Below are 18,143 nucleotides of genomic sequence, written 5' to 3' on the forward strand. Positions count from 1 at the left end.
GTATGGGGGCTTTGACGAAAGCTGAGATGGCGGAACGTCTGTATGAAGAGCTGGGCCTGAACAAGCGGGAAGCCAAGGAATTGGTCGAACTGTTTTTCGAAGAAATCAGGCACGCTCTTGAAGACAACGAACAGGTCAAGTTGTCCGGTTTCGGCAACTTCGACCTTCGGGACAAACGCCAGCGGCCTGGCCGCAATCCGAAAACGGGAGAAGAAATCCCGATCACGGCTCGCCGTGTGGTCACCTTTCGTCCAGGGCAGAAGTTGAAGGCCCGAGTTGAGGCTTATGCTGGAACCAAGTCATAACGACGAGCTTCCCGTCATCCCAGGCAAACGCTACTTCACCATTGGTGAAGTCAGCGAGTTATGTGCGGTAAAACCGCACGTACTACGCTACTGGGAGCAGGAGTTTCCTCAACTCAACCCCGTCAAACGCCGCGGAAACCGCCGGTATTATCAGCGCCAGGACGTGCTGATGATCCGGCAGATCCGCGCGTTGCTGTACGACCAGGGGTTCACCATCGGCGGCGCGCGCCTGCGTTTGTCCGGCGATGAAGCCAAAGACGACACCACCCAATACAAACAAATGATCCGCCAGATGATCTCCGAGCTCGAAGATGTGCTGGTGGTACTCAAGAAGTAAATTCTTGCTTTTAAATACTTCCAGTTTTCAAAAGCTTGCGTTATATTCTTGAACGTCCCTCGAGAAGAGGAACAGATTCACGCCTAGTCGGGGCGTAGCGCAGTCCGGTAGCGCACTAGCATGGGGTGCTAGGGGTCGAGTGTTCGAATCACTCCGTCCCGACCATATTTCGTAAGGGGATCAAGCACTTAGCGGCTTGGTCCCCTTTCTCGTTTCAGGGCTGCGCAAAACCCGCGCAAAACTGGCGCAAAACTACCCAGTTATTTCGCTGATATTCAGGTCCGGAATCGCCTCGGACCAGACGATTTCCTCATGGTCTCGCTGGTAGTTTTTGGTCATACCTTCGCTCGCATGCCCCGCGATTTTCTGCCCATCCTTTCCGGCTTTCTTGTACAGATGCAGTGATAGCGCCCGCACTTCGTGGAAGCCCGGCATTTCCTCTTCTTTCCATCCCTTGTAGCATTCCGCCGTCTCTCTGGCGTTCTTGAACGCTCGCGTCAAATACCGCTCTTCAATCTTCGTCCAGTGATCCTTGGTCTGCGCCTGTTTCTGTTTCAGGCGGTCAGGCTTACGGTGCACCAGGAACGGCGAAGCAGTGTCGTCACGGCATCGGCTGATGACCGCCTGCAGCTCCGCGGTGACCCGAAAGCGAATCCATGCCGCGTCACTGGCCTTGGCCGTCTTCTTTTGAACCACGTACAGGTACCCCTCCCGCACGCCGTCGAAGCGCATATCGAGGATATCTGTTCGGCGCTGAGCGGTGATCAGGGCTAGGTCAATCGCGTTCTGTAACCAGGCTGGCGCTTTCTCTCTGATGGCCTTCAAGCCCTCGACGGTGTGGCGCTTGCGCTGTTTCTTCTCAATGCGGTTGATCGTGGTTGCTGCGGGATTGTCAGGGCACAGGCCTTTGGCCGCGGCGTGGTTGAAGATATCGATCAACAGCGCCCTGCACTGGTTCGCCGTGCGCGGGGTCAGTGCATCCAGCATTTCCGCGATCATGCGGATTGTGATCTGGTCGATCGCCTTACCCTCGAACTGCTTGCGGAAGCGCCTAAAGTGAACCGCGTACAGGCCGAGTGTGCCCTTGGCCAACTCGCGAGGTGGCAGTACGTCAGCTTCGTACTTGTCGAGGAAGGTGGTGAATGACTCCGATGAACTGGACAGCACGGCGCCGACCAGGTCAGCACCGCGCATAAACTCAAGGTTCAGTTGCTTCGCTGCGTCGATCGCTTTGATGCGGTCGGTACCGAACTGGAACCACTTCCCGTCGGTCGGCCGTCGGTAGCGATAGGTCGAGCGCCGCGCATCGAAGTACAGATTCTGCGGCAGGTTCTTGTTCGCAGTATTGCGCGGCCTTGGGGCCATCATGCTGCTCCTTTCAATACCATTGCCACCAGATCGTTTCCGCCTGACCGGTTGAAGGCAGTCCAATCAACGTACCAGAGTTTCCCAATCTGCTCGCCGGGCACTATTCCGTTACGGATGTGGTTGCGGATAGCTTGGGGGCATTGCGGGGTTCCGTTTTCGCCCCAGCGTCGACGCTGAAACTCGCTGATCTTTATCAGTTCTCGCTTCATTGAATACCTCTACCCGGGTTGGGCGTTGTTGCTCCACGCCGCGCGTGGCGGCAGAAGGTGGGGGTGGTCAGATGATTGCGGTCAGCGTCTGACTGCCGTCGGTATGGGTGGTTGTCATGTGCATTACGGAGCGGCTGGGTGGCCGGATGAGATTCAGCGCCTGGACAAACCTCTCGCACGACACCTCATCCGTGCCTGGCAGGATGGTGGTGCAGAACAGCTCTCGCTCATCCTCGTCCTCAAGCTGAGCGGAAAGCAGCAAGGCAATCTCATGCTCTCTGCAGATAGCGATGATCTTGTGGACCAGAGGGCTGATTTGTTCGTCGTACACGTTTTCTTTGGTCATGAGAATTCCTCGCCCGCCGTTCACCGGCAGGCTGGTATGTATGCCGGGGCATACCCGGGAAGTGGAGGGTGGTGAACTGGTGGTCAGGCAATCGCACATAGAGCGAGAACGTCATCGCCGCCGTGCGCAATGCCGGCGTGCAGGTCTACATTTCGTCCCGCGAGCATGCCCGCAATTTGGGCGTTCAAATCGAGTTCGGTTTCACGCGCCTTACGGGCTTTACCCACGCCGTTGTTGGCTAGGTACTCGGCTATCAGCGCCTTGTCCTGTGATTGCAGAGCTACTAGATCATGACCATCACTTGACGTGGCGATGCTGTCTTCCTCGCCTTGCGGGATCAAAGCGCGAAGCTTTCCGTAGACTTGACCGACCCAAGCAAGGGCGAAGTGGTCACCAGCCGTTTCGGCTGAATAAGAGCTACGATTTCTGCCCGACCGAACACCAGCGGCGTACTCCTTGCGCGCCATGGTTAGCTTGGTCAGTAGTGCCTCGTAGGCATACAGCGCTATATTCTGAGCTGGGGTTACTCCGACGAATGATGCGTGTTCAACTATTCGTTGCTTGGTTTTGCACCATTGCCTGTTGCGCAGCGCGGTGCAGCTGAACACTTCGGCGACAGCGCTGCTCAACTGCTGATCCCACATTGGCCTACGCTCGTTGCGAGAGTATTGAGAGTCGACCTCTCCGACGTCACTGAGCTTTACGTCCATTTCGGTCAGTCGATATTCACGCATCAGCGCTTGTGCTTGTCGAAGTGCTGTGGCTGCTTCGTTCTCGTTGGCGCTTTTGGATAGGGCCAAGCAGTGCTTGATCTTACGGATCGCCCGCTCGAGTTTCTTTTCGTCGATGTGATTGTCGGACATAGGGGATCCTCGCCGGCTGGCGTGAAGTATGTTTGTGAGCTAATGCTTAATGGCCCGGCACGGGGCCTGAACAGGGAGCGGGTTATGTCATTCGAAGAAGATGATGGGCAAAGCGGTTACGTCAGTGACCTGCTCGAGGGTGGCTATTTGCAGGGGCCTGAAATTGGTGCAGCAAAAGCCTTTCTGGAAGAAGGCGACGACGGCTTAACGCCACCCCAAAGATTTGTTCTTGATAATTTCGTCCTGCGAAAAAACGACCCTGGCTCATGCAAGAGATGCCGCAATGGTATCGAATGGTCCGAAAAATATGAGGCCAAGCACAATGGAGGATTCTGCGGCTGGTGCGCTAATGTTATTGACAAGGCCGGTCGCGACGACTGATATCCATGCTCCAGCGCTTTAGGTGCCGTGCGGAGCGTAGTTCCAGATACAGGTGTTGCCGGAGCGTGTGCGCTCTTTCCAATCGCCGGAGATTTCCGGAATCAGGATCATGGCGTTCTTGTCCACGGTGTATCTTCGGTCAGGCGCCGCCCTCCGTGACCGGAAACGGCATGATGGCAATTTGGGTTTGGATGGTCTATTAAGATCTGGCTCAGTCGAGCTATGACCAAACCTAAAATCGGAGTTGATAAATGGATTTCGCTCAAGACCCAGGTACATTTGTGAGTTATCTGGCCAAAATTGGTCGTGACTCTAATCACGCAAAGACAAACTTTCTCAGTTACATTGATCACTGGAAGCTCCTAGCTGAACGAAGCTACGGTCAACTGGTGACAATTGAGCATCTACCAGATGAGCGTGGTTACAGCGGTACCATTCTCGGTAAAGCGTTTACCATCGAAATCATTCCAATCGCTGTAGAAACGGAAGGCCGTGTTGAAGCGATTGTGACTGTGCCAGCACTTAGTGGAGGCAAGACGGAGGTTGGTCGATTCCGAATCAACCGGGATGGCGATTTAGCAGATGCCGATGCGCAAAATGGTGGCAACTACGACAACCTCATGAGCATCAAGATCTATATGGGTGTTCTGAGGAAAGTTTTGGAATCCTCAGTTCAAGTAGATCACTCATCGTGAATTAGACGTAGTTCCTCACGCTAGTAGGCGAGCTCCAATTTCCGCGACACGCTTTCATATATCGTGATTTCGTGTCGCGGCGCCGCTGGATTGGTTACTTCGGGTCGAAGGCTCCCAGCGAAAGGGCTGCATTTCTACCGATTTTATCCTGCAGGACCGTTTTGAACTCCTGCGCGATGTCTTCGCGCTGAACTTCTTCGCCGACCCAGCGCAGCTTCAGCACTGGCTGGGCGCCGCTGGTAATGACCGAAACCCGCAGGTTGATCCACTGTTCGGTCAGACCTTCGAAGGGAATTACGTTGAACAGCAGGGAAGTTGGTAGCGTTTCTTTGCTGCGGGCCTCGATCTGGTCCAGGGTGCTGCGGCTGGCGCTGGTCTCGCTGACGGTGTGGTCCGATTCGGATGCTGCCTTGATGGTGATGGTGCGAACCGCAGCGATGGCCTTGGCGATGCTCATGCTGCCGCCTGCCTCATCCATGGCGCTCAGGTACTGGTGCCAGTCTTCGATCCAGTCGCTCAGGTCTTTCTGTGTCATGGCGCGGCTGCCGATCGCCTGGACCGCCTTGTAGCCTGCGGATGGTTTTAGTTTCAGTATCGCGCGGTCGTCGGCGTGGCCTGGCACTGCATCGTTGCCCAGGTTGAACAACAGCGTGCAGGTCATTTCATCCTGATCGATAAAACCCTTGGCATCAGGAAGCGCTCGGTCAGCAACATACGCACTGAAGTCGGCCAGCGAGTGGGTGGAGTAGATGCCACGGAAACGGCTGCGGCCTGCCTGCCATTTTTCCAGGGTGATCACTTGGCAGCCTGCTGGCAGCACCGCCGTCGGTGTGTGGGTGCCTAGGCTCTTGCCGTGTGCTTCGAGCGCGGTATCTGTGATGTGCTGGATCGCTTCTTTGCTCAGAGACATTTATCGATTCCTTGGTGGCTGAGTAGTTACGTGCGGGGAGTGATAGGGGCTTGTTCGCGGCTGAAGAGCTGGTCGTGCTTCTCGGCGAAGAGGGTGATCCTGCCGCCGGAGCCGACATGCATGGGCGTATCCAGGCTGGTGTTCTCGCTGCGTGTGCCGCGCTTGGTCGGCACCTTGTAGTCGAGCTTGTGCTTGATCTTCACTTGGCTGGATTCGCCGATCTGGCTGAAATCCAGGGTGATGACCAGCTTCCCGGACTTACCGTGGTCAACAACCCCGGCGGCTACTTCGGAAAGGGCGTGGCCTATCTGGTTGGCGAATGCACCACCGTTCAGCTCTTCGAGGAACTCTGCGGTATCGGTAGGGATGGACATGGTTTTTTCTCCGGGGTGGCCACTAGGCCGCTGGGGGGAAGACTGAGTTGCGGCTGGCTACGACGTTGGCGTACCAACTTCTTGATCGGTCTCAATGGCCCGCGCCGAAGTAGGCGAACAGGAACAACATGAGCGCCAATCCGGCAGTCCAGCGCAGAAGCGTGCGAGCGAATGCTTTCGCTGTCTTGTGGCTGGCAGCGAAGAGCTCGGCGTTGTCTTCGAGCTGTTGTGCGAACCGGCAGGCATTGTCATGACCAAACAGCTCACCCTTTGCCGTACCGGTGGAGCGCTCAATCACTTCGAAGGTATTGCCGCCGCGCGGTACAACGGTGAACCGCAGTGCTTGATCCGGTTCTTCGCGGCCTATGTGCTGGTACATCTCGGAAGTGGCCAGGGAGGTCCGGAGACGCAACCCATGGAGGATTGCTTGGCTCTGTCTGATCGTTTGGTTCATGGCGATTCCTCAGTTTGGGTTGCGTGTATTCGTCAGCACTCGGACCACATGCTGGTTGCCGATGGGCGCAGGGGAGAGTGCTGACGGATAAAGGCAGGCGAAAAAAAGCCCGAGGGTTCCCGGGCTTTTGTGGTGCGTCACACAGACCTCCCTATGTGAGCGCTGGTGAGCGACCGCAGCACCCACCAGGGCGTCAGCACCCAGTACCAGGACCCGGCCAGCGGGGAATTACAGATATCGTACCTGGACAACCCCAACGTGCCGGAAGGGCTACCGCCAGTGCACACCGACCGCCATCTCTACCCGGACAAAAGCGCTGCCGACGAAGCGGCCAAGGCCCGCCTGGCCGCGTTCAACCGATCCACCGCCTCGGTGCGGCTCGACCTCCCCGGACGTACTGATCTGTTTTCCGAATGCATGATTGAAGCGCAGGGCTTCAAGCGCGGGCTCGATGGTGAGTACTTGGCAGAGTCGGTCGATCACACCTTCACCCCGTCCGGGTGGACGGTGTCGGTGGAGTGCAACGGCGGCAAGGAGGGCAAGGCCAAGGCGTCAGGGAAGCCGCAGAAAGTCGTGCTCGAAGTGCCAGATTGATTGGCAGGGAGCGTGAGTTGTCCCAGGTCAAAAAGGTTTTAACCCCGAAGTAAAAGGAGCGGCCAGTTTGGATGCGTCAACATCCAGCCTGGCCACCGTCCCCGCAGATTGTCCCTGCAAGTCCCGCCAAGGCTCCTGCTCTGTGCACAAAGCGGAGCGAGCCTAGCACCTGTTTATTTATACAGTAAAGGTCTTGCTATCTATGTCTTCACCCATCATCCCTTGGATGGGCGGCAAACGCCGCCTGGCCGATCGCCTCATTCCGCTGTTCCCGCCTCACGAATGCTACGTTGAAGTCTTTGCTGGCGGCGCCGCGCTGTACTTCATGCGTCCCCAGGCTGCGCCGGTGGAAGTGCTCAACGACATCAACGGCGACCTGGTCACTCTATATCGTGTGGTGCAGAACCACCTCGAAGAGTTCGTGCGCCAATTCAAATGGGCGCTCAGCTCGCGTCAAGTGTTCGAGTGGCAGAAGATGACCCGCGTCGAAACCCTCACCGACATCCAGCGCGCTGCCAGATTTTTCTACCTGCAGCACCACGCTTTCGCCGGCAAGGTGTCCGGGCAGACCTTTGGGACCGCGACCACGGCTCCGGCCATTAACCTGCTGCGCATCGAGGAAAACCTCTCGGCGGCCTGGCAACGCCTGTCCGGCACCTATGTGGAAAACCTGCCGTGGCTGGAATGTGCCGAACGCTACGACCGTGCCCACACCTTCCACTACATGGACCCACCGTATTGGCAGACCGCAGGGTATGGGGTGGATTTTCCGTTTGAGAATTACGAGCGCATGGCGGATTTCATGCGCCGCTGCAAGGGCAGGGTGATGGTCAGCATCAACGACCACCCGGACATCCGCCGGGTGTTCGAGGGCTTTCACTTTGAGACGCTGGATATCCGTTACACCACGACCAATCAGCGCCAAGGCAAAGCTGAGGTCAGTGGTGAACTGGTGATCATGAACTGGGAGCCGGCGGCATTGGGTGGCCTCTTTTGAGGGAGAGGCGTTTGATTGTGGATTCAATCTTGGTGGCACAGAACCATAGGTTCCCGACTTGCCCGGCGCATGCTCAACGAACTATCGGAATCACCGCCACCGGCGACCAAGGAATGATTGCACTGGCTGCGTGCCAGTCTTGTGTCAGAGCTGTGGTGCACTGACCTACATTAGCGGTCGCGAAAATTAACATGCTTGATACGAACACTATAAATCGGGCGCTTCCGACCGAATTCCGTTATCTGGAATTGTTGGGGAAAAATCCCATTATGGCGAATTCAGAATTTCGTCAACCAAATTTCCTGGCGATTTGGCTGATCTGTCAACCAGGCAGGTCACGCAGAAAACGACGCAGAATATTCCGGAAATTATTCCGGATGTTGCTGGAGGTGCTGGGGGTGCGGGGGATTGTGTACGGTCGGTAGGACGCCGTGAGGGTTGTGCGCAAAACCACCTCTGGAGGCCGCGTGTTTCCGTTTGCATAAGCACAAAAAAGCGGGTGTTTTTTCGCCCACAGCCAGGCGGTGACCGAAAGTCCTCTGGGCGCCTCATTGGTTGCGTTAGTTCGCCTGTGGGTTTCGCAAATCAACGGGTGTTTCTGTCTGGGCATGCTCGCTGAAATCTTGCGTAAGGCCGGTAGAGCACAAAGCAAACTGGATCGGCTGGCCGGCTGGCATATCAGCGAACTGTTCACGCTCGGGAACGCGCCGCGCGCCTGGGCCGAACCTTGACCTACATGGCGAGTCAACCTGTGTCGGATGAACTGTACAAAGACTTGAGAAAGCACTTCAGCGACAAGGAAATTTCCGACCTGACGTTCACGATCTCGCTAATGAATGCTTGCAACCGGATTGGCGTGAGCAAGGAGGTCTGAATGTTCAGTTAAGCGATAACGCTCAAAGCCGCGAAGATCAAAGGTGGGAGTTGTCGAGCCCCAGCTAGGCTGCGATGGGGCCGGCGTGGCAAACATAGATGTTGCGTTGGCCACCGCTATTGCAGCCTGGCTGAGGCTCGACAACTCCCACAAGGGTTTCACTTCGTTTACCGGATTCAATCCTTAAGCGAACAGCATTGCGCTTATTGAGCTGCCTTGGTGATGGCGTCAAAGGCGACCATGTCGTCGATGACCTCGCCGCCGGTGGATTTGGTCTGTGCTTGCCATACCACAATCACCACATTGTGGGTTGGATTGATGTAGACGTACTGACCAAAAATGCCGGCAGCGGTGAACGCTTTATCTGCCTTCGAAGCCTCTGTCCAGGCAGGCCACCACATGGAAGCAAAGTCGCCATATGCCGCATCCGCGCCAGTGGTTGTACTGACGAAACTCATCCAGTCTTTGGGCAGTACCTGCTTGTCGCCGGCCTTGCCGCCGCTGAGTACGAACTGTCCGAAGCGCCCGTAATCTTCAAGCGTCGCACTGATACCGCTGCCGCCCACCTCATTGCCATTGGGGCCGTCGAGCCACCAGTTGGCGTCGCTTTGCATGCCATACGGTGCCCAGATTTTTTCACTTAAGTAATTCGCCAATGGCTTGCCCGTGGCGGCGCTGACCAATTGCCCCAGTACTTGTGTTTCCCCGGTGCTGTAGTTGGTCAGCGTACCTGGGGTCGCGATGCTTGGCCGTGTGGCCATGTACTTGAGGGCCGAGCCGGGTACTTGCGCGATTTGCAGCTTGAGCATCATCCGCCGGTCTGAGGTCGGATCGGCGTATTTCTCACTCCACTTGACCCCAGAGCGCATTGCCAGCACCTGACGTACCGTCGCCTGTTCGTAACCACTGCCAGCCAGTGAAGGCAGGTAGTTGGTTACTTTGTCATCCAGGCTTTTGATCGAACCGTCCTGCAACGCGGCGCCCACCAGCGTCGAGGTGATGGACTTGGCCACCGACATCGACATCCACCGGGTGTCCGCTGTATTGCCCTTTTCATAGCGTTCAGTAACGATTTTACCGTCTTTGAGCACCAACAGACCCGTTACATGGTTAAGCGTGACGTAGTCATCGAGGCTGTATTGCTTGCCTTTGTAGTCAAAGGCAACTGGCCCGAGCGGCTGGCCGCTGCGCGGTAATGGAAAGGGATGACCGCCGGCCTTGATGGTGCGTACAGGGAACAAGCGATCAATGTTGCGGAAGGTGTTAACGGCCATGTCTTCGCTGAGCTTGCCGTTGTACATAGTCTCGACGTCACCAATCGGCTCCTGTGCATGGAGGTAGGGCTTCGTTGTATCCGCGTGGCTCGAACAAGCAATTAACGACAGCATCAGTGCCGAAACGCACCTCACCGCCTGAATACGGCGTCTCTCAGCGATTGATGAATGATCAGAGTGCAGCATGAAAGATTTCCTTCTTATTATGGTTTTTGTGGGTTGAACAAATAACATTCGCAAGTAACATGCTAAAAAACGCCTCCCCGGCAGCCTGCGGACCCTCGGGATCACGTCTTCAAGGGGCGACCGCGGACCAGTGATGCAGTTGACGCTCCGCGTTCCACATAGGGTGAACTCGCGCAAAATAGAGGGCGTAATAGGGACGTTTCATCTGTACATTTTCAAAATATGCTCGACTACTCCATGTTTCAACGAGTAACACATGATGGGGACAATCCTCGCTCTGCAGCACGTCAAACCCCAGGCAGTCAGGCTCACGTTCGATCAGCGTGCGCAAATTCGACAGCTCGTGCAGAAAGTCCGCCAGACGCTCAGACCGGATCTTTAGCTCTACCGTGAGAACATACATAACTGTTCAACTCAAAGTGAGTCAGTCAAGCCGCCATCGGTCAGGAGCGTGCGCCCCGTGATCCAGCGCGATTCGTCCGAAGCAAGGAATACGACCACGTCCGCGATGTCCTCGGGCTCACCGATACGCCCTGCCGGTGTCGCCGCGATCACAGCTTGCCGGCGCGCGTCGGGCGTCGCCGCAGTCATGTCCGTGCTTGTCATCGAGGGCGCCACCGCATTCACCGTGATCCCCCGTGCGCCGAGTTCCTTTGCAAAACCATTCGTCAATACGGACACTGCCGCCTTACTGGCGGCATAGATGGCTGTACCTGGGCGGGGGGAATAGATCAGGTTAGTCGAGACGTTCACCACGCGCCCGCCGGTAGGCGGAAAATGCGGAACCGCTGCCTGCATCATGTGCAATACGCTGCTCATGTTGACGGCAAAGAGCCGGCTCACATGGTCCGCGTCGATGTCCGCAAAAGTGCGCCCCTCGAAAATGCCGGCGTTGTTCACCAGAATATCGATGCGGCCGAAACGTGCGACGATCGAGGCGATAACACTGCGCACAGCGGATGCGTCCGCCACATCCGCCGCAAAAGCCTCAGCTACCCCCCCCGCCTCCCTGATCGCCCGAACCACCGACTGTGCCTGATCGACTCCGGACTGATAGACAACCGCAACGATTGCGCCCTCAGCTGCGAGCTTTCGGGCGATGGCAGCGCCGATGCCACGTGAGCCTCCGGTGACAACCGCAATTCTGTTTACAAGCTTCATCATTTGCTCCTAAAGTTGCTTCTGGCTCATCTATGCGCTGGATACAACCAAGAACAAGGGGCCAGCGGAATGGCTAGCGCATCGGGAATTCACCGGACTTCAACGGCGATGACTCTATGATCCGCCGGCATCCAGAATGAAAGAGCCCGTAGGGTACGTTTGAACATGTCATGGGAATAAGACGGGGAAACGAGAAAGATTTTTTCCCTTGGGAAGAAATCTCCCCCGATTTGACATTACGACTATGGCGGTCCTTCAACCGCGCGGGGCAAACGCTCGATCAGAAAATCGGCAAAGGCCCGAACCGCTGGCATCAGCCCTCTGGCGGAGGGCAGGATCAAGCTCAATGTTCGTCGAGAAACCTCCCATTGGGGAAGGACCCGCACGAGCGTTCCATCGGCCAGTTCCGTCCGGCAGGTATGCAGTGGCACGACGGCAACGCCCTGGCCTGCAATAGCTGCTGCCTTGAGCAGCGAAACATCGTCTGAGCCGAGACGGTTTTTTAACCGTACCGTGGCCTGTTCTTCGCCCGGCCCCCGCAACGTCCAGACACTTAAGCTGCTATGCGTCGCCAGGTGAAGACCGTCGATTCCTTCTACATCGGCAGGATTGACAGGATTGGCAGCCTGACGCTCGCGAAAGTAGTTGGGGCTGGCTACCAGCACCATCTGCAAGGTGGCCAGTTGGCGCGCGACCATCGACGACTCGACCAGGTCCTGTTCATGCGAACGCAGGCCAAGATCAAAGCCGTCTGCAATTAGATCGGTGTAACGGCTGCTTGCGATGATGTCGACGCTGACTTGGGGATAGCGGGCAAGGAATTCCGGCAGCAGTGGCACAAGCAGTGAACGCAGGACCCCTTGCGGGCAGGTCATCCGGACACGCCCTGCGGGTTCGCCCAACACGCCGCGCAGATGAACTTCGGCCGAGTCGGCCTGTTCGACAATCTTCCGGGCGTAGAGATAGAGCTGTTCGCCGGCCTCGGTGAGAGCGAACCGGCGTGTGGTACGGTCAATCAGGCGCAGGCTTAGATGGTTTTCCAAGGCTTTCAGCCTGCGACTTAGTGTACCGGTCGGTATGGAGAGCATTTCCGCAGCAGCAGTGAAGCTGCCACGTTCTGCAAGGAGCGTAAAGTAGTACAGGTCGTTGAGATCAAGCATCGTTATGAACTGCCCCGGGTTTCGTAGACACGTTTGAGTGGCGGCTGATGGCCGTTTTCTGACTGTGGCGACCCAGAGTAGCCCTTTGCGAATGGCGCTTATGGCCGTTTTCTACCCATCGCGAGAGGCAGAAAACGACCCTGAGCTGCCGGTCAAGCAGTCCGAGGTTCAACGGCAGGTATGAGAGTGAACCAGTCGCTCAGGACCTCGGCCTACCGACAAGTACTCGGCCAAAGCGGGCCGTCACGAAAATGGTCGATAGCGTCTGCTCACGTTCAAGAAGCAGCCAGTCGCCTGCTACATGGGATGGGGTTCAACGTTTGACTTAAGCGGACCGCGGTAGGCGGCCCGCTGGAAGTAGGGGTTAGGCGCCTGTTCAAGTAGGCGCTTCATGGCCCGGACTCACCAAGTTTAGGCGCCAATATGCTGCGATGATCAAATAGAAGCACCACCGTCCACCACCAGATCCTGACCGACTACGTAGCCCGCTCCATCAGAACACAACCACAAAACGGCAGAGGAAATCTCATCGAGCTTGGCTACCCGACCGGACGGATTAGTCGATGCGACTCGCGCATCGCGTGCGGCTCTGTCCTCGCCAGGTCGGTAAGACATCGACGTATCGACGGGGCCCGGGCTGACGCTATTGATACGGATTCCATTGCCGATCGCTTCCAGTGCGGCGGTCCGCGTAAGAACGGACACTGCCGCTTTAGAAGCTGCATAGGCACCTGTACCAGGGCGGGTCAAATGATCGCCGATGTTCGAGGCGATGTTGACAATAACACCGTGTCCCTGCTTCTTCATGGCAAGCATTTCGTGCTTGAGACACAGCCATGTACCAATCGTGTTGGTCATCAGAAGTTCGCTAAAGCTGTCCAGCTCCATTTCGTCCATCGCGCCTCCCCGAAAGACACCGGCGGCGTTGACGGCAATGTCCAGCCGGTCGCAACCTGCAAGTGCGTTGGCAAGCAAGGCTTTGACATCGGCCTCGTTCGTGATGTCGGCTTCCACGACCAGGTGACTGCCACCCCGATTGTCAATCTCGGTGCCGGTCAGCCGAAGCTCGACAGCACGGCGACCGACCAGTACCACTCGAGCTCCATGTGCTGCCAACGCAATTGCCACCTGTCGCCCAATGCCCGAGCCGGCGCCAGTTACCAAGGCATTCTTCCCAATGAGAGAACCTGCGTTCATGTGCATTCCCTTTCAACGTGTATGTCTATTTTGATGAGCGATTTAGAAAGGCGCCCAGCGCCTGAATTAAGCCGCGCCGCAAAGCGGTATCGGTTTGAATGAATTGTTAGGCCGTCAGCGCATTGCATGCTTGACTGTGAATCACGTAAAAGGCTTCACGGCGCCAAACTTCCCAGCTTTGAAATCCGCCACGGCCTGTTCGGCTTCTTCTCTGCTGTTCATCACAAACGGCCCCATCTGCACAATCGGTTCGTTGATGGCCGCACCGGCAATCGCAACAAACTTCACCGCGCCATCTACAGCGCGCAGTTCCACAGTTCCCACTTCATCAGCCGAGATGGCAACGGCTTCGCTGGACGACAGCTTGGCTCCAATACTGCTTTCTGGCGCATCAAAGTCACGGGCGGTCAGATTCCCGGAGATGGCGTAGAGCCACAGATTCCAGCCGGATGGGATCGGCAACGCGGTACGGGCGCCGACATCCAGCCAGCCATCTACGATCAAGATCGGTTCAGGGGGGTTCAGTGGGGAGGTCTTTCCACCCAATGTGCCGGACAGCACGCGCAGGCGCAAGCCAGGGCTTTCGATCACGGGCACGTCGCGGGCACGCACCAACATCGTCGCCGGTTCGATGCGCTTCAGGTGGCGCGGCAGATTGACGAACAACTGCAGTCCGTGCAACCGGGGGTGATCACCCTCCGGCTGCTGTGTATGCACGATACCCTTGCCGGCCAGCGTCCAGTGCAGATCGCCAGGGTCGATGCGATGGTCGTTGTGCACAGTGTCGTGGCTGCTCATCCACTCCTGGGTGTCTTCGAACAGCACCGTCACGGCCGACATGCCGGCATGCGGATGCAGTTCGAACGTGGGACCGGTCATCACGTAATGGTCAACCAACACCAGTGGACTCATCGCGCCGCCGAAGTCGGTATGGCGAAACTGGCGGATATCGCAGTGCGCACCAACTGCATGCGGTGCACGCGTGACCGGGCGGGAAAAGCGCAGGCTGCTGGAGTTGGGTGCCGGAGTGGAAATCATATTTATCGCTCCTGTGAGCTATTGATCGGGGAGCGGGGCGCGCTCAGGCAGCGATCTTCGCCCGGTCCTAGTTTGCAGCCTGACCCACCGCTACCGCGATGTCCGAGCGGGCTGATTCCAGAGCGGCAGCCTTGGCGGTGTCGCCCCTGCTGAGGCCTTCCGCACGCACGAAGCGCACGTCGGTGATGCCAAAGAAACCGAAGATCACCTTGAGGTAGCTCTCCTGATGTTCCATCGCCTGACCGCCTTCGCTGGTCGAATACATGCCACCACGGCTGGAGACCACGATCACGGTTTTGCCGCCTGCTAGGCCCACGGGGCCCGTCTCGGTGTACTTGAAGGTGCGACCGGCTTGTGCCAGACGGTCGATCCAGGCTTTCAGTTGCGTCGGGATGCTGAAGTTGTAGAAGGGCGCGCCGATGACGATCACGTCCGAAGCGAGGAACTGGCTCACCAGGCGCTCCGACACCGCATTTTCGAAACGCTGGGCTTCGGTTGGCTCGGCTTGCAGGCCAGTCTTGATACCAATCGCGTCGGCGGTGAAGTGGTTGGGGGTGTCCACGGCCAGGTCGAGGTATTCGACGGTGGTTTGGGAGTTGGCCGTGCGCCATTCCGCGACGACTTCGGCGGACAACAGGCGGGAAACGGAATAGGCGCCCAAGACACTGGAATCAATGTGCAGCAGTTTCATGATCTTTCCCTTTCTTCAAGTAAATGGGCCGTAATCGCAGCGGCATGATTCGTAGTTTAAATTTGTGGCGATTCATTGATAAGTAGGCAAAAATGACTTAAGTCGTTCCAAAAATAGGACAATAAAAGATGCTGGATCTCAATGACATGTTCTATTTCGCGGAAGTAGCCGAGCACGGCGGTTTCGCGGCAGCCGGGCGCGCACTGGGCATTCCCAAGTCGCGCCTGTCCCGCCGGGTAGCGGAGCTGGAGACGCAACTGGGCGTACAGCTGTTGCAGCGCAGTACCCGCAGTCTCTCGCTCACCCCGGCCGGCGAGGTGTACTTGCGGCATTGCGCCGCGATGCGCGACGCGGCCCAGGCCGCCGGCGAGGCTGTCGCCCAGGCCCAGATCGAGCCCCGTGGCACGATCCGCATCAGTTGCCCGGTGACGCTGGCGCACAGCAGAGTGGGGCGTTTGTTACCGGTGTTCATGAGCCGTTATCCGGCGGTGCGTGTGGAGATGATGGTGGTCAACCGTCCGGTCGACCCCATCGAGGAAGGCGTGGACATCGCGCTGCGCGTGCGGCCCGTGATCGAAAACAGCGCAACCCTTGTGGTCAAGAACTTCGGCGTCATCCGCTCGGTACTGGTTGCCAGCAGTGAGCTGGTGCGCTTGCACGGGCCGATCGAAAAGCCCGAGGAGCTGGCCCGCCTTGATAGCGTGGCGATGTCCGCGAGCAGCGACGGCCGCCAAAGCTGGCACCTCCAGGGGCCCGGCGGCGCGAGCTACGTGCATCACCATTCGCCGCGCTATGTGGCGGGCGATCTGGCCACCCTGGCGTTCGCGGTACTGGGCGGTATCGGCGCATCGGTGCTGCCGGACTACATGTGCTTGCCCCACATCCGCAGTGGCGAACTGGTCGAGTTACTGCCCGGCTGGGGGCCGCCGGGGGGCATCTGCCATGCGATGTTTCCGGCGCGCCGGGCGCAAGTGCCGGCGGTGCGCAAGCTGATCGACTTCCTTGCGGAGAACCTCGGCGGCGCCGAGATGCGTGCGGTGCTCACGTGAATTTAGTTTTCGACGTATTCAGTGCGTTTTCACACAGCCTGGGTCGATAGTTACCCTTGAGCGATCACTCTGGTGTCATCAGTACCGCGAGCGTCATTTTGATGAACTCTTCATTCTTGTCGATCGCTTCCAAGGCGCCGCGCACATTGCCACCGACCTCGGTCGCTCCGCGCTGCTCAACCCAAAGCGTTAGCTCCATGATGGCAGCCTCCAGGGCAAGCTGGTTTTCGTTGATCTTGAAGAGCAGGGAAGGGAGCAGGTCTGAGTTGGGCATCGCGAAATCCTCCATGGAGGCTTCAGCGTAGCAGCAATATAAAGAACTGACGAACGGTCGGGAGGACGCCGAAGGGGGGATGAAGCTTGTACCAATTTTTGTACCGCCGACCGTGTAATCAGTGTGTGAACCGGGTATTCCAAAGTAAGGAAGTGCCCGGTTTCATTGACCCAGAGTGCTTTGGCTTACCCCTTTAGAATCGCGGTGTGATTCTGTTCCAGCGCAGAAATGTAAAGCCCCGAAGGTTCACGGCTCCGGGGCTTCTATCGCATCAGGAACTGAGCTGATTGATCGCAATGGCGATCATGATGCAGCCGAAGATGAACGCGCAAATGACGCTCGCGATGCCGCGCTTGCTACGCGGCACCGAAAACACAATGCCGTACCAGGCAGCCGCGAGCACCAGGATGATCGCGATGATTTTGATGAAGGTCATGAATACTCCGATCTTGAGCGCTGCACGACTGGTGTGCAGCTGGTTCTCAACTGCTAATCGGCACACTTTTCAGTAATCTTCACTCCAAATTGAAAAAAAATCAGCGAAGTAGTCGGCGATGCTTGAAGGGAGAGGGACGCGTTCGGCAGGACGGCGGAAGTTTGTGCGCAAAACCTCCTCTGGAGGCCTCGTGTTTCCGTTTGCATAAGCACAAAAAAGAGGATGTTTTGCCACGATCAGAAAGGGTTTTTATCCTTATAAAACAAGTGCTTAGGCCGCTATGGTCCCCAGCATGGGGTGCTAGGGGTCGAGTGTTCGAATCACTCCGTCCCGACCATATTTTTCAATGACTTAGGCCAACTTTCGCGAGTTGGGCTTTTTCATTGGTGGGGAGTTTTTCGGGACTTCATCCGGCTTTCCTCTTCAAGATCGTCAGCACCGGCCCCCGAGAGTCAGTTGCTGATACCATATTTGCAGCCTCAATCAGATGCCCGAGCTCAGCGCCCGAGTAGTGACTGGTGATGCTGCCGTTCTTGTGGCCCAGAAGTGCCTTGCGGTCTTCCTCGGTGACACCTGCTGCGCGTAGCCGACGGCCAAATGTGTGTTTGAGGTCATGAATCCTGATGGATGCATAACCTGGGTGAGCGGGGCGAAGGTTTTCCTCCTGCCAGAGTTTCGCCGCTCTCACCCGCGCCTTCTTCCACGCAGAATCGTTCATCCTGTGCAGGGCCGTGCCGTTGTACGGGAACACCCACTCTTTGCTCAGCCCACGTTGTTTGTCGATAACCGACTTGGCCACGGCATTGAGCACCACTAGGCGCTCGTCGCCATTCTTCACGCCGGATCGTTCGCTCCGGCCGCCAAAGTCGGAAGGGATCAGAAAAACACTGGCTCCAAGTTCCGGCACCTGAATCTCCCAATCCCACCTCAATTTGCAGATCTCTTGCTCGCGGCAACCCGGCAGACACGC

Annotated in this window: 22 protein-coding genes, 1 tRNA gene and 3 pseudogenes; 9 read left to right on the forward strand and 17 right to left on the reverse strand. The window is 57.2% G+C overall.

Annotated features, from left to right (window positions below):
• Positions 1-2 precede the first annotated feature (2 nt).
• From ihfA to CKW25_RS11955, 3 genes are all read left to right on the forward strand, one after another.
• The gene (ihfA, locus tag CKW25_RS11945; protein WP_002553164.1) at positions 3-305 is read left to right on the forward strand and encodes an integration host factor subunit alpha; all 303 of its coding nucleotides are present in this window, start codon (positions 3-5) and stop codon (positions 303-305) included.
• Positions 286-642: a MerR family transcriptional regulator gene (locus CKW25_RS11950; RefSeq protein ID WP_027620568.1), complete on the forward strand. Its 357-nt coding sequence runs from the start codon at positions 286-288 to the stop codon at positions 640-642. Before ihfA ends, CKW25_RS11950 begins: the two co-directional genes overlap by 20 nt.
• An 88-nt stretch (positions 643-730) precedes the next feature.
• A tRNA-Pro gene (locus tag CKW25_RS11955) sits at positions 731-807 on the forward strand.
• An 87-nt stretch (positions 808-894) separates the two neighbouring features.
• Here the strand turns inward: CKW25_RS11955 and CKW25_RS11960 are convergent.
• The 4 genes from CKW25_RS11960 to CKW25_RS11975 form a co-directional block, all read right to left on the reverse strand.
• Positions 895-2,007 carry a phage integrase Arm DNA-binding domain-containing protein gene (locus CKW25_RS11960; protein ID WP_095079400.1) on the reverse strand — a complete coding sequence of 371 codons (1,113 nt, stop codon included), beginning with the start codon at positions 2,005-2,007 and terminating at the stop codon, positions 895-897.
• Complete coding sequence (locus tag CKW25_RS11965; protein ID WP_095079402.1) at positions 2,007-2,219, reverse strand: hypothetical protein; 213 nt, start codon at positions 2,217-2,219, stop codon at positions 2,007-2,009. Before CKW25_RS11965 ends, CKW25_RS11960 begins: the two co-directional genes overlap by 1 nt.
• 67 nt (positions 2,220-2,286) lie before the next feature.
• Entirely contained in the window at positions 2,287-2,565 is a 279-nt protein-coding gene (locus CKW25_RS11970; RefSeq protein ID WP_095079404.1) for a hypothetical protein, read from the reverse strand.
• An 83-nt stretch (positions 2,566-2,648) separates the two neighbouring features.
• Entirely contained in the window at positions 2,649-3,428 is a 780-nt protein-coding gene (locus CKW25_RS11975; protein ID WP_095079406.1) for a DUF2786 domain-containing protein, read from the reverse strand.
• A gap of 84 nt (positions 3,429-3,512) precedes the next feature.
• Between CKW25_RS11975 and CKW25_RS11980 the strand changes: the two genes are divergently transcribed.
• On the forward strand, positions 3,513-3,809 hold the full coding sequence (locus CKW25_RS11980) for a hypothetical protein (RefSeq protein WP_095079408.1): 297 nt from the start codon (positions 3,513-3,515) through the stop codon (positions 3,807-3,809).
• A 251-nt stretch (positions 3,810-4,060) separates the two neighbouring features.
• Positions 4,061-4,504: a hypothetical protein gene (locus tag CKW25_RS11985; protein ID WP_095079410.1), complete on the forward strand. Its 444-nt coding sequence runs from the start codon at positions 4,061-4,063 to the stop codon at positions 4,502-4,504.
• 94 nt (positions 4,505-4,598) lie between these two features.
• Here the strand turns inward: CKW25_RS11985 and CKW25_RS11990 are convergent, their stop codons facing one another.
• The 3 genes from CKW25_RS11990 to CKW25_RS12000 all read right to left on the reverse strand — a co-directional run bounded on the left by CKW25_RS11990 (position 4,599) and on the right by CKW25_RS12000 (position 6,242).
• Positions 4,599-5,414 (reverse strand): DUF2303 family protein, encoded by an 816-nt coding sequence (locus CKW25_RS11990; RefSeq protein WP_095079412.1) that lies wholly within the window; start codon positions 5,412-5,414, stop codon positions 4,599-4,601.
• Positions 5,415-5,440: 26 nt separating this feature from the next.
• The gene (locus CKW25_RS11995; protein ID WP_095079414.1) at positions 5,441-5,788 is read right to left on the reverse strand and encodes a hypothetical protein; all 348 of its coding nucleotides are present in this window, start codon (positions 5,786-5,788) and stop codon (positions 5,441-5,443) included.
• 91 nt (positions 5,789-5,879) lie between these two features.
• The gene (locus CKW25_RS12000; protein WP_095079416.1) at positions 5,880-6,242 is read right to left on the reverse strand and encodes a hypothetical protein; all 363 of its coding nucleotides are present in this window, start codon (positions 6,240-6,242) and stop codon (positions 5,880-5,882) included.
• Between the two features lie 165 nt (positions 6,243-6,407).
• On the opposite strand from CKW25_RS12000, the pseudogene CKW25_RS12005 reads away from it, so the two are divergent.
• The 3 genes and pseudogenes from CKW25_RS12005 to CKW25_RS27030 all read left to right on the forward strand — a co-directional run.
• A pseudogene (locus tag CKW25_RS12005) lies at positions 6,408-6,836 on the forward strand (late control protein); the annotation flags it as partial.
• Between the two features lie 202 nt (positions 6,837-7,038).
• A complete protein-coding gene (locus CKW25_RS12010) occupies positions 7,039-7,833 on the forward strand; it encodes a DNA adenine methylase (protein WP_095079418.1) in 795 nt (264 codons plus the stop codon).
• 62 nt (positions 7,834-7,895) lie between these two features.
• Positions 7,896-7,997 (forward strand): annotated as a pseudogene (locus CKW25_RS27030) (lysis protein); the annotation flags it as partial.
• A gap of 913 nt (positions 7,998-8,910) precedes the next feature.
• On the opposite strand, the gene CKW25_RS12020 reads toward CKW25_RS27030, so the two are convergent.
• The 7 genes from CKW25_RS12020 to CKW25_RS12050 all read right to left on the reverse strand — a co-directional run bounded on the left by CKW25_RS12020 (position 8,911) and on the right by CKW25_RS12050 (position 15,414).
• The gene (locus tag CKW25_RS12020; protein ID WP_095079420.1) at positions 8,911-10,167 is read right to left on the reverse strand and encodes a serine hydrolase; all 1,257 of its coding nucleotides are present in this window, start codon (positions 10,165-10,167) and stop codon (positions 8,911-8,913) included.
• Positions 10,168-10,276: 109 nt separating this feature from the next.
• Positions 10,277-10,570 carry an antibiotic biosynthesis monooxygenase gene (locus CKW25_RS27400; protein WP_095057962.1) on the reverse strand — a complete coding sequence of 98 codons (294 nt, stop codon included), beginning with the start codon at positions 10,568-10,570 and terminating at the stop codon, positions 10,277-10,279.
• A gap of 11 nt (positions 10,571-10,581) precedes the next feature.
• On the reverse strand, positions 10,582-11,328 hold the full coding sequence (locus CKW25_RS12030) for an SDR family NAD(P)-dependent oxidoreductase (RefSeq protein ID WP_095079422.1): 747 nt from the start codon (positions 11,326-11,328) through the stop codon (positions 10,582-10,584).
• Positions 11,329-11,570: 242 nt separating this feature from the next.
• Entirely contained in the window at positions 11,571-12,488 is a 918-nt protein-coding gene (locus CKW25_RS12035) for a LysR substrate-binding domain-containing protein (RefSeq protein ID WP_095079424.1), read from the reverse strand.
• A 435-nt stretch (positions 12,489-12,923) separates the two neighbouring features.
• The gene (locus CKW25_RS12040) at positions 12,924-13,685 is read right to left on the reverse strand and encodes an SDR family NAD(P)-dependent oxidoreductase (RefSeq protein WP_095079637.1); all 762 of its coding nucleotides are present in this window, start codon (positions 13,683-13,685) and stop codon (positions 12,924-12,926) included.
• Positions 13,686-13,826: 141 nt separating this feature from the next.
• The gene (locus tag CKW25_RS12045) at positions 13,827-14,723 is read right to left on the reverse strand and encodes a pirin family protein (protein ID WP_095079426.1); all 897 of its coding nucleotides are present in this window, start codon (positions 14,721-14,723) and stop codon (positions 13,827-13,829) included.
• A gap of 67 nt (positions 14,724-14,790) precedes the next feature.
• Positions 14,791-15,414, reverse strand: a complete 624-nt coding sequence (locus tag CKW25_RS12050) for an FMN-dependent NADH-azoreductase (RefSeq protein ID WP_095079427.1) — start codon at positions 15,412-15,414, stop codon at positions 14,791-14,793.
• A 128-nt stretch (positions 15,415-15,542) separates the two neighbouring features.
• On the opposite strand from CKW25_RS12050, the gene CKW25_RS12055 reads away from it, so the two are divergent.
• Positions 15,543-16,463 carry a LysR family transcriptional regulator gene (locus CKW25_RS12055; protein ID WP_095079429.1) on the forward strand — a complete coding sequence of 307 codons (921 nt, stop codon included), beginning with the start codon at positions 15,543-15,545 and terminating at the stop codon, positions 16,461-16,463.
• Between the two features lie 64 nt (positions 16,464-16,527).
• Here the strand turns inward: CKW25_RS12055 and CKW25_RS12060 are convergent, their stop codons facing one another.
• The 3 genes and pseudogenes from CKW25_RS12060 to CKW25_RS12065 all read right to left on the reverse strand — a co-directional run.
• Positions 16,528-16,737 (reverse strand): hypothetical protein, encoded by a 210-nt coding sequence (locus CKW25_RS12060; RefSeq protein WP_095079431.1) that lies wholly within the window; start codon positions 16,735-16,737, stop codon positions 16,528-16,530.
• A gap of 271 nt (positions 16,738-17,008) precedes the next feature.
• On the reverse strand, positions 17,009-17,173 hold the full coding sequence (locus CKW25_RS26670) for a hypothetical protein (RefSeq protein ID WP_172736489.1): 165 nt from the start codon (positions 17,171-17,173) through the stop codon (positions 17,009-17,011).
• 406 nt (positions 17,174-17,579) lie between these two features.
• Positions 17,580-18,131: pseudogene (locus tag CKW25_RS12065) on the reverse strand (tyrosine-type recombinase/integrase); the annotation flags it as partial.
• Between the last annotated feature and the right edge of the window lie 12 nt (positions 18,132-18,143).

It is taken from the genome of Pseudomonas sp. Irchel s3h17 (genome assembly GCF_900187505.1).
In the GTDB taxonomy this organism is placed as follows: domain Bacteria; phylum Pseudomonadota; class Gammaproteobacteria; order Pseudomonadales; family Pseudomonadaceae; genus Aquipseudomonas.